At 52.1% G+C, this 14,804-nt stretch carries 13 protein-coding genes; 8 read left to right on the top strand and 5 right to left on the bottom strand.

Annotated features, from left to right (window positions below; all coding sequences use genetic code 11):
• Complete coding sequence (locus tag DEF47_RS08060; RefSeq protein WP_012191296.1) at positions 1-489, top strand: hypothetical protein; 489 nt, start codon at positions 1-3, stop codon at positions 487-489.
• On the opposite strand, the gene DEF47_RS08055 is transcribed toward DEF47_RS08060, so the two are convergent.
• Positions 470-898, bottom strand: coding sequence for a methyltransferase family protein (locus DEF47_RS08055; RefSeq protein WP_012191295.1), 429 nt, complete (start codon positions 896-898; stop codon positions 470-472). The two genes, DEF47_RS08060 and DEF47_RS08055, sit on opposite strands and share 20 nt — an antisense overlap.
• A 248-nt stretch (positions 899-1,146) precedes the next feature.
• Here DEF47_RS08055 and DEF47_RS08050 point away from each other — a divergent pair, with 248 nt between their 5' ends.
• The 4 genes from DEF47_RS08050 (at position 1,147) to DEF47_RS08035 (ending at position 4,332) form a co-directional block, all read left to right on the top strand.
• Positions 1,147-1,473: a hypothetical protein gene (locus DEF47_RS08050; RefSeq protein ID WP_287045062.1), complete on the top strand. Its 327-nt coding sequence runs from the start codon at positions 1,147-1,149 to the stop codon at positions 1,471-1,473.
• An 85-nt stretch (positions 1,474-1,558) separates the two neighbouring features.
• Entirely contained in the window at positions 1,559-2,026 is a 468-nt protein-coding gene (locus DEF47_RS08045) for a c-type cytochrome (protein WP_012191293.1), read from the top strand.
• Between the two features lie 10 nt (positions 2,027-2,036).
• Entirely contained in the window at positions 2,037-2,813 is a 777-nt protein-coding gene (locus tag DEF47_RS08040; protein ID WP_012191292.1) for a DsbA family protein, read from the top strand.
• Between the two features lie 64 nt (positions 2,814-2,877).
• Complete coding sequence (locus tag DEF47_RS08035) at positions 2,878-4,332, top strand: PepSY-associated TM helix domain-containing protein (protein WP_012191291.1); 1,455 nt, start codon at positions 2,878-2,880, stop codon at positions 4,330-4,332.
• Here the strand turns inward: DEF47_RS08035 and DEF47_RS08030 are convergent.
• Positions 4,329-5,531, bottom strand: coding sequence for a hypothetical protein (locus DEF47_RS08030; protein ID WP_012191290.1), 1,203 nt, complete (start codon positions 5,529-5,531; stop codon positions 4,329-4,331). The two genes, DEF47_RS08035 and DEF47_RS08030, sit on opposite strands and share 4 nt — an antisense overlap.
• A 354-nt stretch (positions 5,532-5,885) precedes the next feature.
• Here DEF47_RS08030 and DEF47_RS08025 point away from each other — a divergent pair, with 354 nt between their 5' ends.
• From DEF47_RS08025 to cydD, 3 genes are all read left to right on the top strand, one after another.
• The gene (locus tag DEF47_RS08025) at positions 5,886-7,262 is read left to right on the top strand and encodes a cytochrome ubiquinol oxidase subunit I (RefSeq protein ID WP_012191289.1); all 1,377 of its coding nucleotides are present in this window, start codon (positions 5,886-5,888) and stop codon (positions 7,260-7,262) included.
• 19 nt (positions 7,263-7,281) lie between these two features.
• Entirely contained in the window at positions 7,282-8,295 is a 1,014-nt protein-coding gene (gene cydB, locus DEF47_RS08020) for a cytochrome d ubiquinol oxidase subunit II (protein WP_012191288.1), read from the top strand.
• A 373-nt stretch (positions 8,296-8,668) separates the two neighbouring features.
• Entirely contained in the window at positions 8,669-10,291 is a 1,623-nt protein-coding gene (gene cydD, locus DEF47_RS08015) for a thiol reductant ABC exporter subunit CydD (RefSeq protein WP_012191287.1), read from the top strand.
• 93 nt (positions 10,292-10,384) lie between these two features.
• On the opposite strand, the gene mnmG is transcribed toward cydD, so the two are convergent.
• From mnmG to DEF47_RS08000, 3 genes are all read right to left on the bottom strand, one after another.
• On the bottom strand, positions 10,385-12,337 hold the full coding sequence (gene mnmG, locus DEF47_RS08010) for a tRNA uridine-5-carboxymethylaminomethyl(34) synthesis enzyme MnmG (protein ID WP_012191286.1): 1,953 nt from the start codon (positions 12,335-12,337) through the stop codon (positions 10,385-10,387).
• A 226-nt stretch (positions 12,338-12,563) separates the two neighbouring features.
• Positions 12,564-14,027: a DNA-3-methyladenine glycosylase 2 family protein gene (locus DEF47_RS08005; RefSeq protein WP_041304715.1), complete on the bottom strand. Its 1,464-nt coding sequence runs from the start codon at positions 14,025-14,027 to the stop codon at positions 12,564-12,566.
• 11 nt (positions 14,028-14,038) lie between these two features.
• On the bottom strand, positions 14,039-14,575 hold the full coding sequence (locus DEF47_RS08000; protein WP_012191284.1) for a methylated-DNA--[protein]-cysteine S-methyltransferase: 537 nt from the start codon (positions 14,573-14,575) through the stop codon (positions 14,039-14,041).
• Positions 14,576-14,804: the final 229 nt, after the last annotated feature.

Here is a 14,804-nt window from a genome sequence, read left to right as displayed (position 1 = left end):
ATGAGTTCTGCGCACATTTCTGGACGTTTGCTGATCGTAACGCTTGGTTCGATTATTTTGTATCTGATCTATAATATTGGCTCGATTTTTTTGATTGATCCGCGCACATACCCAACATTGTTTATTGTCGTGACGGTGTTTGGTGTTGTAGGCTTTGGGCTAGGGATTTACCTGGCTGCACGCTGGGCACTCAAACCACGACGCTATCGCGAAACCGAGCGCATTGGCCTACTCGTTCAAGCGCAGGTGATCGATTGTGTCGCCACTGGCTGGAAACACAAACAATCACGCGGCTTTGCCACAGGAATTAGCGAGCGTGAATATCGGGTGACTGTTGAGCTTAACCAGCCTGATCAGCCTCGTAGCCAAGCAACTGTGTATGGTTATTTTCCCAACAATCAGATTCCTCGGCGAAATCAATATTTGAGCTTACGGATTCACCCTCGTGATCCTAAGATTGTTGTGTTGGCTAAAGCAGCCACGGAATAAAGCGTTTGCTGCGTTGTTGATAGCTGGCATAATTGGCAAAGCGTTGACTAAGCAATTGCTCTTCGTAATGCGCTTTGAACCACAAATTAATCATTAAGAGCACTATTACCAGCCAACGCCAAACTTGTGGCTCAAGCATGACCAACGCCAAGCTACAGATTACCAATGCAGTGTACATTGGGTGGCGTATCCAGCGGTAGGGACCATTGACGGTTAATTGGGCATTATTAAGTGGCTCAGGCATAATCGAGAGATTTTTGATCCGCATGCTGATGATGGCCCAAACGCCCAAGCCTACTCCTAGCCCAAACCCAAGCAACCAAAGGTTCGGCAGCGTGTTCAACGGCGTGCTGATTGCCAATAGGCCTAAACACATGAACTGGATGACCACATAGATTGTTGAGCGCATTGCAATCTCCTTGATGTGGTGAGTCACGACTTGGATGTAGTTTAGCCCTGAATCAGCACCATGCAACACCCAATGGCGAGTATATCTCAACTTCCGAAATCAAGTTAACACCTGATCGCAAACGGCTTAAACTGTGTTAAGATAGCGCTCAATTCGGCGGCAACATCAGGCGGAAGCAAACCTGTATGCGTGGGTGGTACCAGAAAAAACGCATAATGCTATCGTGGCGCACGCTTTTAGGTTGGGCAATGATTGTCCAGCTTGCTTTGGTGTGCCCATTGGGATGTGTGATTCACTGTCTGCTGCAACACCAACCAATGTCAACGATGCCAGCGGCGCATCAAGCCAGCATGTTTGTCTGCGAACTCTCAACTCAGCACAATTCAACTCCAAGTGGCACGCCAAGCGGCCTGGCCCAAACCGGTATGGGCACGAGCTTGGTGGCAATGTTTGCGATGGTTGCTTTTTGGCCAATTGCTGTCATCGCTTTGCGTAGCTTGCGCCGTTTGAATTGGCTGATTCAACGCCCCTTTGATTCGTTTCAACTTCAATTGACCACGCCCCCTCCGCGCTAAACCCAACTCAACCCACAATTAATGGTTTTGTGATCTCATTGTGCGCTGCATGGTGAGGGTTTTTGAGTTTGGGAGTGTTCCGAGCATGACAATTCATTTGCGTGTGCGCTATGCCTTAGTAGGCTTGGCTTTACTAGGTTTGGTTGCCTGTGGTTCGGCAGCGAAAGATTCGGAAGTAGGCGTATTTACTGGGGTTCCAACGGCTGCGCCTGTGGCTAGTACTGGCGGTTCAAGCACTGGCGATGCTGTTGCTGGCAAAGCGATTTTTGATGGTACAACGGCGATTGTTGGTGGGCCGCCCTGCCTGAGCTGCCATGTGGTCGAGGCTGGCAAGCCGCAAACCGTAGGCCCAAACTTGGCTGGAATTGCCGATCGCGCCGCTACTCGGGTGGCGGGTCAGGATGCTAGCCAATATTTGCATAGCTCAATTGTTGACCCCAACGGTTTTGTGGTCGATGGTTTTGCCCAAGGCTTGATGTTTGCAGGCTATGGCGATGCTTTAACTCCACAACAGGTCGATGATGTGGTGGCCTATTTATTAAGCTTGAAGTAAGGCGGACACCATGCTTACAAGCCGTGTCATCGTGCCTAGCCAACGCCGTTTTTTAGTTGGTGGTTTGGCTAGCATCGCGATTAGTTTGCTGGTGTTGGGTCTGAGTGTTTGGCAAATGCCCGAGCAAACTGCACCAACAACGCTGCCAACGAGCCAACCAACTGCGGTTGCCGCAGCGCCAATCCCTCAATTTACCCGGGAATCGACCACCGATTGGAGCCTTGGCAAGCCAACCGCACCAATTGTGCTCGATTTGTATACCGATTTAACTTGTAGCCATTGCCGTGACCTGCATTTGGCCATGGAATCGAAGGGCTTTCTCAGCCAATTTATCGATTCAGGCGATGTCTACTTGCGTATTCATATGATGGCGATGCCCGAGGTTTCGCCTTGGTCGGTCGATGTCACGGTGATGAGCGTGTGTGCTGGCAGCCAAGGTCAATTTTGGCCAGCCTACGATGCGTTGATGCGTGATGCGACGTGGCTGACCGCCCCCAATCCGCGTCAGCAAGCCCAAATTCAAGTGCTGCAAGCAACCACCCTCGATCGCCAAGCGTTTGAGGCTTGTTTTCAACGCCCCGATTTTGGCCGTGAAATCGTAGCGTTTAGTCGTTGGCAAGTTGCCAATGGCTTAGCTGGCGCACCTACTGCCTATGTCAATGGGCATGCGGTGGTTTGGCGCAGCAACCCAATCGACGATCTCGTCACGGCAATTCAACAATGGTTACCAGAGCCTGCAACCCCACAACGGCGTGATCCAGGTGGCAGTCTGCACCAACAGTATTAATGTCGATCGCCACAGGTGGTTAGCTGCCTGTGGCTCCAACCAGCACCACAACGAGGTTTTTTGAATGACGACTACCACAACCACCAACGACGGAGCAATCACCGACGAACGCCGTTCACAATCTGTTTTCTATCGCGCAATCTGGCGTTGGCATTTCTATGCCGGTTTGTTTGTTGTGCCGCTGATGATTGTCCTAGCCGTAACTGGCAGCATTTATCTATTCAAGCCCCAACTTGACCGTTTGATGTACGGCGATTTGATGCATGTCCAACACACCAGTGGCTCGGCGCAAAGCTACACTAGCCAATTGGCCGCTGCCCAAGCTGCTTATCCCGCTGCCAGCGTTGGCAAAATTCGCCCAAGCGATGCCCACGATCGTAGCACTGAAATTAGTATGAGCACCAGCGATGGCCGTAATCTGACGGTTTTCGTCAATCCCTATACCAATCAAGTGCTCGGCGAGCGCGATGAAGATTGGAATTTACAAACGATTGCCTTGAAATTACACGGCGAGTTGCTGATTGGCACAACGGGCGATCGGATTATTGAATTAGCCGCTTGCTGGGCGATTTTGCTGACTCTTTCGGGGTTGTATCTCTGGTGGCCACGCTCGAAAAGTGGCATCTGGGGCACGTGGCTGCCACGCTTGCGCAGCAAAAACAAACGGATTTTCTGGCGCGATTTGCATGCCGTGCCTGGCATGTATGCCTCGTTGATTGTGCTGTTTTTGCTGATTTCGGGCTTGCCGTGGACTGGCTATTGGGGTGATAAATTTGCTAATGTTTGGAGCGGTTACCCCAATCAACTTTGGAGCAATATTCCTGAATCTACAGTATTGACTGGCAGCCTCAACACCACAACCGACAAAGTTGTGCCGTGGGCAGTTGAACAAGCGCCATTGCCTCAATCTGACCCTGATCATGCTGAGCATCGTGGTGATGGAGCGAGTGCGCCGGTGCCAAGCAGCGCTACCGAAGGCCCACAAGCCGCAACGCCCGTCACGCTTGATTCGGTGATTGAAGTCGCCAAAGCCCGTGGCGTGATTGCCAGCTTTACGGTTACGCCACCTGATGGAGAAAAAGGCGTGTACACCATCGCTGCGGTGGCGAATGATCCTGCTGATGAAGCCACAATTCACGTTGATCAATATAGCGGAGCGATTTTGGCCGACATTCGCTGGCGTGATTATGCCATGGTTCCCAAAGCTGTTAGCATGGGTATTTCGCTGCACGAAGGTAAATATTTCGGGCTGGCTAACCAACTTTTAGCCTTGTTTGGGGCCATGACGGTGCTGTTGCTATCGGTTTCGGGCGTGGTGTTGTGGTGGAAACGCCGCCCTGAGGGCCGCTTGGGTGCGCCCAATTTGCCAGCCAACTTCCCCCACTGGAAGCCTGTGTTGCTGATGGTGGTGCTGGCGAGCTTGGCCTTCCCCTTGGTTGGCGCTTCGTTGTTGTTTATGCTGGTGTTGGACCTGACGGTGTTTCGGTTTGCGCCAAGCCTCAAGCAACGCCTTGCTTAGGGTAATTGCGGCTCGTTGCTATGACTGCGAGCAAAGCGGTCGAGCACCCGCCGCAACACCCGTAAGGCCAATTCCATCTGTGGCACGGAAAGTAAGCGGGTTTCATCGTCTGGTTGACGGAAGCCCGCTGCCGTGCCATCGGATTTCAAGCCAACCACGCTGACCGCGTGATAGCCCATAGCCAAAAGCCGAGCGCTATCCAAGCGTTCGCCCCGATAGGCCGAGCGAATCAGTGGGGCGCTGGCGGATTGTAGTTCGTGGAACATTTTGGTAAGTTGAGGATCGGGCTTTCGTTCGCGCCACAATCCTTCTCCAGCCACAATTGTGAGGTTGCCACGGCCCAGCCACGGCAGGTTAACAAACCACGTTTCGGCTTTGGGGAAGGGATAGGTATTCAATAAGGCTTGAATACCCGAACCAGCGGCGGCCCCTGCGCCCAGCGCCACGACCCATAGTTCTACATCTTCACGTTGCGGCCAATCGGCTGCCAACGCGATTGCCGTGCCAACGGCAGCAGCATCGACCGCGCCAACCGTCCAATCGGCCTTCCACTCACGCCGAATCACCACCAGCAAACTGAGCAACAAAAAGAATGCTGGAATTAACAGCACACTATGCCAAGCAGGTAGAAAAATCGCTACCCCAAGCGCAATCAGGCTCAAACTAAATCCAAATGGAATCGTTAGTAACCAAACCCGCAGCCAACTGGCACGGCGTGGCGAGAGCATGCGCGGCGAATCAAGGTGACATAATAAAACGATGCGAGCACGAGGAATACGGGTTGCCGCCCGTGTGCCAATCACATTTTGGCTTGGGCGTTGGCGCAACAAGCCAGCCAAAACGGGCGGGCCATGCAATTCGCGGCCTGCCAACAGCAATAATAGCGCAATCAAGGCGACTGAAGGATAGGGAAACCACCAGCCTAAGCCGAGCGCCAACAAGCCGATCGCTGCCAATAAGCCCAAGCCTGCGGTTGGCGCAGCAGCGGCGGAGAAAGTTTGCACGCCAACTTCGAGGCCAACTTGACGCATCTGAGCGGCGATCACGGCGGCGGCACGAGCCTCGGCGGTCGAGGTTGCCGGACGCGCACCTATTTCATCGGCTAAAGCGCCGGTTATTCGTTGTTGCACAGATTGTTCGCTCATTTTAACTAAGGCTATCTGAGGCCGTGAAGCGAGCAATTTTTTCTGAGTTGCCATGGCAACCCCCACAGGCAAAATCGTTGGTGATTGGGCGAAACCTTCAGTTCTCTGGTCAACCCACAGCTTGGGGGCGGGTTCTATTCTACACATAATCGTACTATTAGGGAAATTTAGCAAGCACCAATGCTCCTATTTTTGGCTTTGATGCGTTAAGTATCGTTGGCCGCCTGACCACCTGCTTAACGAAATTAACACTAAGGTAGCGGGATCTTCACGCTATTATGCCGATTTAGCCACCATGCCAGCTCCGCAATTGGATACCATTTAACGAGTGCATGTTGACTACGACCACCTAGCCAGCAAGCATCTGCGGCAGACATTCCTAAAATCCATGCTCAAGGAGTACGTCGTATGGATGCATTGATTCTTGCTCGTTGGCAATTTGCCGTTACAACGGTTTATCACTTTTTGTTTGTACCGCTAACAATCGGGCTTTCGTTTTTTGTGGCTTTGCTACAAACCATCTACTATCGCACTGGCGATATCACCTATAAACGTATGACCAAATTTTGGGGCCATCTGTTTTTGATCAATTTTGCGATTGGCGTGGCCACCGGGATTGTCCAAGAGTTTCAGTTTGGCATGAACTGGTCGGAATATTCGCGCTTTGTCGGCGATATTTTCGGCGCTCCGTTAGCAATTGAAGCCTTGATGGCCTTCTTTATTGAATCGACCTTCTTAGGAATTTGGATCTTCGGCTGGGATCGCATACCCAAGCTCGCTCACTTGGCTTCGATTTGGCTGGTAGCGATTGCCACGATGCTCTCCAGTTTGTGGATTTTGATCGCCAATTCGTTTATGCACCAGCCAGTTGGCTATGTGTTACGCAATGGGCGTGCCGAAATGGCTGATTTTTGGGCCTTGCTGACCAACGGCCACGTGTGGGTGCAATGGCCGCATACCGTCACCGCAGCCATGGTCACGGCGGCATTTTTCGTTTTGGGCATTAGCGCATGGCAATTGCGCAAACAACCCAAGCCTGCCGATCGCCTGATTTTTCAGCGCTCATTCAAATTGGCCTTGGGCTATGCCTTGGTTTCAACAATTTTGGTGATGGTGGTCGGGCATAATCAAGCTCAATACATGATCAAAGTGCAACCAATGAAAATGGCCGCCGCCGAAGCATTGTGGGAAACCGCTGATCCCGCGCCGATGTCGTTGTTTACGGTGGCCGATGTGCCCGAACAACGCGATCGCTTCGTGGTCAAAGTTCCAGGTTTGCTGAGCTTTTTGGCCTACAACCGCTTTGATGGCGAAGTCAAAGGCATCAAAGATCTCCAAGCTGAATTTGAACAAACCTACGGCCCGGGCAATTACACCCCCGATGTCTTTATGACCTACTGGATGTTTCGGATTATGGTTGGCTCAGGCATGGCGATGTTTGGTTTGGCGATCATTGGCCTGTTTTTCGTGTTGCGCAAGCGCTTGAACTTCCCTAATTGGTATTTGTGGTTCATGACTTTGGCGCTTAGTTTGCCCTATATCGCCAACGCCAGCGGCTGGATTTTCACCGAAATGGGCCGCCAACCATGGATCGTCTATGGCTTGCTGCGCACCAGCGATGGGGTTTCGACGGCAGTTTCTGGCGGCAGCGTGCTGACCTCGTTAATTGGGTTTAGTTTGATCTATCTGGTCTTGATTGGCGTGATGGTCTTTTTGATCGTGCGCGAAGCCAATCATATTCCCGATGCTAGCCCTGCGACGGTCGAAGCTGATTTAGCGCTCTAAGCTGAAAGGATGGTCTGCCATGGATCTGAATAGTATCTGGTTTGTGCTGGTAGCGGTGCTGTTTATTGGCTTTTTCATCCTCGAAGGCTTCGATTATGGCGTGGGCATGCTCTTGCCATGGCTTGGCCGCGACGATCAAGAGCGCCGCGTGGTTATCAACACAATTGGGCCATTTTGGGATGGCAACGAGGTTTGGGTGCTGACCGCAGGTGGGGCGATTTTCGCGGCCTTTCCTGAATGGTATGCCACCTTGTTTAGTGGTTTCTATTTGGCCTTGTTTTTGATGCTCTGTGCCTTGATTGTACGGGCGGTGGCCTTTGAATATCGTAGCAAAGTCGCCGACCCACGTTGGCGCACAACCTGGGATTGGGTGATTTTCTTCGGCAGCGCTGTGCCGGCCTTGCTCTGGGGCGTGGCCTTGGGCAATTTGTTGCGCGGCGTGCCAATTGATGCCGATAAGCAATTTGTGGGCAATTTCTTTGATTTGCTGAATCCGTATGCCTTGCTGGTGGGCTTGACCACGCTGAGCATGTTTTTGCTGCATGGAGCCTTATTTCTCAATTTGAAAACCACCGACGAGCTGCGCGAGCGTTCGTTGAAATTAGCGCAACGCATCGGGCCAGTAGCCACAGTGCTGATTTTGGCATTTATTGTGGCAACCTACAGCGCGACCGATACATTTAGTCGGCTGGGCGTAAACCCAGGGATTATTCCAGTGTCGGCCTTGTTGACCTTGCTGGGTGCTGGGTGGTTTGTGCATACCAAGCAAACAGGTTGGGCCTTTATCATGACCTGCCTAACGATTGGGCTTTCAGTGATCACGATCTTTATGGCGTTGTTCCCACGGGTGATGATTTCGAGCCTCGACCCGAATTGGAGCCTAACGATTTACAATGCCTCATCAAGCCCCTACACGCTCAAAATTATGAGTTTTGTCGCCTTGATTTTTGTACCGATTGTCTTGGGCTATCAGGCTTGGACCTATTGGGTTTTCCGTCAACGGGTTAGCACAAAATCGAAATTGACCTATTGAGTAAAGGGGTTGGGGATCAGGGGCCAGTTAAGTTTTGATCCACGAAGGACACGAAGAGTACGAAGGATTGAAACCGCGAAGATCGCGAAGGGAGATTTGGCTATTGGCTATGGGTTAGTCGGTTAACAATGAAGCACATGCCCTCACCCCCTCGCCTTACAAGGGTAGGTTTTTAACAATGATTGGGTGGGATTTGGAGTCGATGGTCATGCCCTCACCCCCTCGCCCCCTCTCCCGCAGGCGAGCGAGGGGGAACCACCGAACCAAACGCCCCTCGCCCGCCGCAGTGGGAGAGGGGTTGGGGGTGAGGGAACGAGAGAAATGGTTGTTAACCCAATGACCCATTACATCTATGTTCTAAGGAAGCCGATTCATGGCAACTGTCGAAGCCCAATTTAAACCGAATCTTCAGCCGAGCAAAGCCTGGTTGTGGCTAAGCATAGGCTTGCACAGCTTGGTTGGCTTGACCACAGTCGCTATTGCCATCGGCTTAACCAGCATTATTGCAGGCGTTTTTCGCGATGGCTTGGGTTTGGCTGAGCTGTGGCCATGGTTTGGGGTAATGGGCTTGGTTGTACTGCTGCGTTTTGGCTTGCAATGGTTAGCCGAATCGGCGGCTCAACGCTTTGCCCAAAACGTCAAGCAACAACTCCGCCAACGCCTCGTTGGGCAGATGCTGATGCTTGGCCCAGCCCAAGGCCAACAATCTGCGAGCGAACGAGTGCAGATTTTGGGCGAAACGGTCGAATTGCTCGATGATTATTTAGCGGGCTACTTGCCCCAACGCATGCTAGCGGCAATTGTGCCATTGCTGATGATCGCTTGGGTTTGGCCGTATGATCGTTTATCAGCGATCGTGCTGGCCTTGACCGTACCAGTTAGTGTGGTGATGTTGGTGCTGGTCGGCTTGCACACCCGCGATCTGAGCCAACAGCGTTGGGTGCAGTTGCGCCGCCTGAATGCCCGCCTATTGGATTTGCTGCAAGGCTTGACCACGCTCAAAGTATTTGGCCGCAGTCGTGCCCAAATTCAACAGATTGACCAACTTAGCCGCAAGTTTACCGACGCAACCTTAGCAGTTTTGCAAATTGCCTTCGTTTCGGCTTTGGTGCTGGAATTAACCGCCAGCCTTAGCACAGCGGTGGTCGCGGTCGAAATAGGCTTGCGCTTGCTGAATGGCAGTTTGCAGTTTTACGATGCCCTGTTGGTGCTGGTTTTGGCTCCCGAAGTGTATGCGCCGATTCGCGCTTTGGGTGTGCAACATCACGCTGGTATGCAAGGGCTAGAGGCCGCCGAGCAAATTAATCATTTTTTGGCGCAGCCAGTAGCAGATGTTGAACCTGTGGGCAAGATTCAGCCAGTGCTAGGCGATTTAACGGTACACAATTTAGCCATTCATTATGCTGAGGATGGGCCAAATGTGCTGCAACAGCGCGATTGGCACTTTCCCCAAGGCCAGCATAGCCTGATTCAAGCACCCAGTGGTGCAGGCAAAACCAGCCTCGTGTTGGCAATATTGCGCTTAATCCAGCCAACCGCTGGCGAAATCAAGCTGGGAGCTACGCCGATCGATCAGCTTGATCTTACCCAATGGCGCAGCATGATCGCCTATATTCCGCAACACCCCTACCTATTCAATGGCACGATTGCCCAAAATATTTCTTTAACTAAGCCCGCTGCTAGCCCTGAGTCGATTCAGCAGGCGGCAGGTTGGGCTTGTGCCGACGAGTTTATTGCGCAATTGCCAGCGGGGTATGCCACGTTGGTGGCTGAGGGTGGGGCAAATTTAAGTGGTGGCCAACGCCAGCGCATCGCGATTGCCCGCGCCATGCTCAAAGATTGCCCAATTATTTTGGCCGACGAACCGTTTGCCCATCTTGATCGGGCAACTGCCCAGCAAATTCGCCGCAATTGGGCCGAGCTATGGCGTGGGCGCACGGTCATCGAATTTTCGCATGAGATTAACCACGAAGAGCGCGAAGAGCACGAATGTTGAATTCGCTGGGAGCTTGACATCTTTAATTAAATTAATGCCAAAGAACCACTGAACTAAACTTAGTGCGCTTCGTGTCCTTCGTGGATCAAAACTCTACTCCACCGTCGCCCGTTCGCGGCGTTCGAGATGAATCAGCAGATGGGCAATATCGGCAGGATTGATGCCTGCCAAGCGTGATGCCTGGCCCAAGGTTGCTGGGCGGAAGCGTTTGAGCACTTGGCGGGCTTCGATTCGCAAGCTAGGAATCGCCTCAATATCCAAATCGGCAGGCAAGCGCCGATCTTCCATTTTGCGTACCCGCTCAACCGAGGCTTGCTCTTTGGCAATGTAAACCGCATATTTGGCGCTTAGCTCAACTTGCTCGGCGACATCGGCCTCAACCACTGGTAGATCAGGCTGAACTTCGGCCAGTTGGGCATACTTGACCCCGACCCGCCGCAGAATGTCTTCGCCTGAAGCTGGTTGCAACAATGGCTCGATGCCCGCAGCTTGCAGGCGACCATTGGTTTCAGCGCTGGGCGTGTAGCGCAAGCCGCGCAATTGCTGGCTTGCTTGATCAATTGCCCATTGCTTGCGCTCAACCTGGGCAGCGCGTTCAGCACTAACCAAACCAAGTTCAGCTGCCAACGGGGTGAGCCGCAGATCAGCATTATCGCCACGCAACAACAAGCGATGCTCGGCCCGTGAGGTAAACATGCGATATGGCTCGCGAATTTCCTTGGTCACTAAATCGTCGATCATCACGCCGATATAGGCTTGGTCGCGGCGCAAAATGAATGGTGCACGCTCGGCAACCTTCAAGGCAGCGTTGATCCCCGCCATCAAGCCTTGAGCGCCCGCCTCTTCATAGCCAGTTGTGCCATTAATTTGGCCAGCAAAGAAGAGATTTGGCAGGCGTTTGGCTTCTAGCGAGGCGGTAATTTCGCCAGTTGCGACGGCATCATACTCAATCGCATAGCCAACCCGCATAATTTCGACCTTGCGTAAAGCCGGAATCGAGCGCAACATAGCCCATTGCACATCTTCAGGCAGCGAGGTATTGCAGCCCTGCACATAGATTTCGAGCGTTTCCCAGCCTTCTGGCTCAAGGAAAAACCCATGCGATTCTTTATCGGCAAAGCGCACAATTTTATCTTCAATCGACGGGCAGTAGCGCGGCCCAACCCCCTCGATCACCCCGCTAAACATCGGGGCACGATGCAAGTTATCGCGAATATGCTGGTGAAATTCGGGCGTAGTGTAAATATGATAGCAGGGCAATTGTGGTTGCCAACCATCAAGCATCGGTTCAGGGTAAATTGGATTGGGCGGGCCATGTACCAACGATTCAGGCCGCTGACCATCGTAATTAAAGCCAAAATACAGTGGCGTGCTGGAACCTGGCTGAATTTCTAGCCCACTAAAATCGATAGTTCGCGCATCAATCCGTGGTGGCGTGCCAGTTTTCAAGCGCACCAGTGGAAAGCCCAACTGGCTTAGATCGCTCGAAAGATTGATTGCTGGTTGCTCGCCCATCCGCCCCGCAGGAATGATCGATTCGCCAGTGATCGCGCGGCCACGCAAAAATGTACCTGTGGTCAAGACCAAGGCTTTGGCCCGATATTGCCAGCCCGTTTGGGTTTCGACGGCAAAACGCGCCCCATCAGCTTGGTCTGCCAAGGGAATGATGCGCTCAACCATGGCCTGTTTGAGCGCTAAATTTGGCTGCGCTTCAAGAAACTCCTTCATAGCCTTGGCATACAAACGCTTATCGCTTTGAGCGCGTAAGGCTTGCACGGCTGGGCCTTTGGTTTCATTCAACAGCCGAATCTGAATCAAGGTGCGGTCGGTGATGACCCCCATCGCGCCGCCGAGTGCGTCGATTTCGCGCACAAGGTTGCCTTTGGCTGGGCCGCCAATTGATGGATTGCACGACATGTGCGCCAATTTATCAAGATCGATCGTTAGCAAAAGGGTTTGCGAACCCATACGAGCAGCCGCCAAAGCCGCTTCACAGCCCGCATGCCCGCCGCCAACGACGACCACATCATAAGTTAAATTTAGCATAGCTCAACAAGACATAAGTGAAGGACACGATAGTTTATTGTACCGCAAACTCGATATTTTGGGGATCGGCAGTTTTTAACCACGAAGGACACGAAGCGCACTAAGTTTGAGATGTGTTGGTCTAACGCATTTGTTGGTAATCCAAACAGCTAGCCTATTAACCCAAACTTTTACGTTCTTCGTGTCCTTTGTGCCCTTCGTGGATCAAAAATACGAACTTCTGCCCTCACATTGGCTTCAAACGTTGCCATAAATGAAAGGTTGCTAGGCTGCGATAAGGGCTAAATGCTGCCATCAAAGCAAGGGTTGTCGAGCGATCGGGGCGTTGCTCAAGCTGAAAAAATGCCTGTAAGCTGCTGGTCAGGCCACTATCGCCCACTGGTACACAATCGCTAAAGCCAAACGAACGCATTAGTACATATTGGGCTGTCCATGGGCCGATGCCCCGCAACGCTAGTAGTTCGCGCTCGATCCGTGTGGCCGATTTGCGGTGATAGCTCGCCAATGGCAAGCTTTCAGCGATAATCGCCTGGGCGGTATCAATTAAATAGCGGGCTTTGGCGTTGGAAAAGCCCAAGGGTAGCAGTTGCTCAACGGTTAGTTGGGCAATTGTATTGGGCGTTGGCGCAAGATAAAAATCTTGATTTAATCGTTGCCCAACTAGCTCGGTTAGGCGTTGGCGCAAACGATAAGCCACCGCCAGCGAAATTTGCTGACCCAAAATTGCCCAAACCAAGGCATCGAATGGATTATGCACCAAGGGCATGCGCAAACCACGTTGGTGCTCAATTAATGGCAATAAGGCGGGCGATTTGGCAACATGGGCCTCGAAACGACTGGGATCGTTACTCAAACCCAAGCCTGCAATAACATGGCGATGAATCGTGGCAACGTCGCTGGGCGTTACGGCTGATTGCTCCACGATGCTGCATTCAGCCGTGGTTGGAGTGATAGTGACTGCGAGTAACACCCCAGTTTGCCCATTTAAGCGACAGGTGCTGTACCATGTTTGCTCGACCACCTGATCGGTCAGGCTAACTGGATCGCGCCCAAGCTGGCCTAAAATTTGGCGGCTAGGATAATCGTTGGGCAAGGCAAGGCTAAATCGCCCAGTTTCAGATATACGCCGATATTCGCTAGGCGTGAGCATAGTGTGTTTGCGAAAGTTTTCATTGAAGCTCGATAAGCTATCGAAGCCCACTTCATTAGCGATCGCAATAATCGTTTGATCGGTGTTGAGCAATAAACCACAAGCGGCCTCAATTCGCGCTCGTAGTAGTAGATCGGCGGGTGTGGTGTGGTAATAAATGCGCATTAATTCAAATAATTTGGTTTGGCCAACCCCCGCTGTTTGCGCCATGGCCTTGACATCGGCAAATGCGGCTGGTTGGGCCAGCACCGCTTCAATCAATTGCTCAGTCAAATGTTCCTCAGGGTCAAAGCCACGATAAAAATCATCAGGGCGGCACAATTTGCAAGCGCGATAGCCCGCACCTTGAGCTGCGTTGGGATTGGTAAAAAATTCAACATTCTCAGGCTTGGGCTTACGGGCGCGGCAACTTGGCAAACAATAGATGCCCGTAGTTTTGACCGCCGTAATAAATTTGCCGTTATAGCTGGCATCCGATTGCAGCATGTGGGCAACCATTTCGGTGTGGCTTGGCAGACTTGGCTCGATTTCAGTTAACATCAGCATATCTTTCAAACTAATTCAAAACTCGCTTGGGCAGGCGTATCTTTAAATTGAGCACCCTCGTGGCGCAGCAACCAGCGTTTGCGTTCCAAACCACCAGCGTAGCCAGTTAGGCTTTTGTTGGCTCCGATCACGCGATGGCAGGGTAGCACCAAGCTAATTGGATTTTGACCGTTGGTCATGCCAACCGCCCGGGCGGCGCTGGGTGTGCCAACTTTGGCCGCCAATTCGCCATAGCTCATCGTTTGACCAACCCCGATTTCGCGTAGTGCCAACCAAACTTTGCACTGAAACTCGCTGCCTGCCAGATCCACCGTAATCACATCGAGCGCCCGCAGATCGCCTGCAAAATAGCTTGCAACTGCATCGGCCCATAGATTTTGGCTAGCCGGAATGAGCGCAAATTGGCCATAGCGTTGGCTGAGCAAGCGTTGGCAACGAGCTTGGTTATCGCCAAAATCTAAATAAACTACGCCTTGAGGGCTGCTAATAATCACGACAGCGCCAATCGGCGTTGCGATCTGTTCGATAGTTAACTGTTGCATGGGCAAACTCCTGTGTGACCGATTGACTGCAAGCAGTATAGCGAGGGTTGCTGCTGGCGGCTACCGTTTTTCTTCGCACTAATTTTTGCCGAGATATCCTCACCCATAGTTTGCTCCCTCGCGGCAGGAGAAGGTGATTTTCGTATTATTTCGTGTCAAACGCATAATCTGTAGTTCATCAGTGGATGCATGTCGTTCCCTGATTGTACTTTAGGGGGTGCAGGGGGAT

Origin of the sequence: Herpetosiphon sp. (genome assembly GCF_003512625.1) — a bacterium.
In the GTDB taxonomy this organism is placed as follows: Bacteria; Chloroflexota; Chloroflexia; order Chloroflexales; family Herpetosiphonaceae; genus Herpetosiphon; species Herpetosiphon aurantiacus.
The sequence above is the reverse complement of the archived record's forward strand: the minus strand, read 5'-3'. Positions and strand labels throughout refer to the sequence as shown.

Excerpts from the sequence above, each read along its gene's own strand:
- DEF47_RS08060 (WP_012191296.1), top strand. The coding sequence starts at position 1 with ATGAGTTCTGCGCACATTTCTGGACGTTTGCTGATCGTAACGCTTGGT.
- DEF47_RS08055 (WP_012191295.1), bottom strand. The coding sequence starts at position 898 with ATGCGCTCAACAATCTATGTGGTCATCCAGTTCATGTGTTTAGGCCTA.
- DEF47_RS08050 (WP_287045062.1), top strand. The coding sequence starts at position 1,147 with ATGATTGTCCAGCTTGCTTTGGTGTGCCCATTGGGATGTGTGATTCAC.
- DEF47_RS08045 (WP_012191293.1), top strand. The coding sequence starts at position 1,559 with ATGACAATTCATTTGCGTGTGCGCTATGCCTTAGTAGGCTTGGCTTTA.
- DEF47_RS08040 (WP_012191292.1), top strand. The coding sequence starts at position 2,037 with ATGCTTACAAGCCGTGTCATCGTGCCTAGCCAACGCCGTTTTTTAGTT.
- DEF47_RS08035 (WP_012191291.1), top strand. The coding sequence starts at position 2,878 with ATGACGACTACCACAACCACCAACGACGGAGCAATCACCGACGAACGC.
- DEF47_RS08030 (WP_012191290.1), bottom strand. The coding sequence starts at position 5,531 with ATGGCAACTCAGAAAAAATTGCTCGCTTCACGGCCTCAGATAGCCTTA.
- DEF47_RS08025 (WP_012191289.1), top strand. The coding sequence starts at position 5,886 with ATGGATGCATTGATTCTTGCTCGTTGGCAATTTGCCGTTACAACGGTT.
- cydB (WP_012191288.1), top strand. The coding sequence starts at position 7,282 with ATGGATCTGAATAGTATCTGGTTTGTGCTGGTAGCGGTGCTGTTTATT.
- cydD (WP_012191287.1), top strand. The coding sequence starts at position 8,669 with ATGGCAACTGTCGAAGCCCAATTTAAACCGAATCTTCAGCCGAGCAAA.
- mnmG (WP_012191286.1), bottom strand. The coding sequence starts at position 12,337 with ATGCTAAATTTAACTTATGATGTGGTCGTCGTTGGCGGCGGGCATGCG.
- DEF47_RS08005 (WP_041304715.1), bottom strand. The coding sequence starts at position 14,027 with ATGTTAACTGAAATCGAGCCAAGTCTGCCAAGCCACACCGAAATGGTT.
- DEF47_RS08000 (WP_012191284.1), bottom strand. The coding sequence starts at position 14,575 with ATGCAACAGTTAACTATCGAACAGATCGCAACGCCGATTGGCGCTGTC.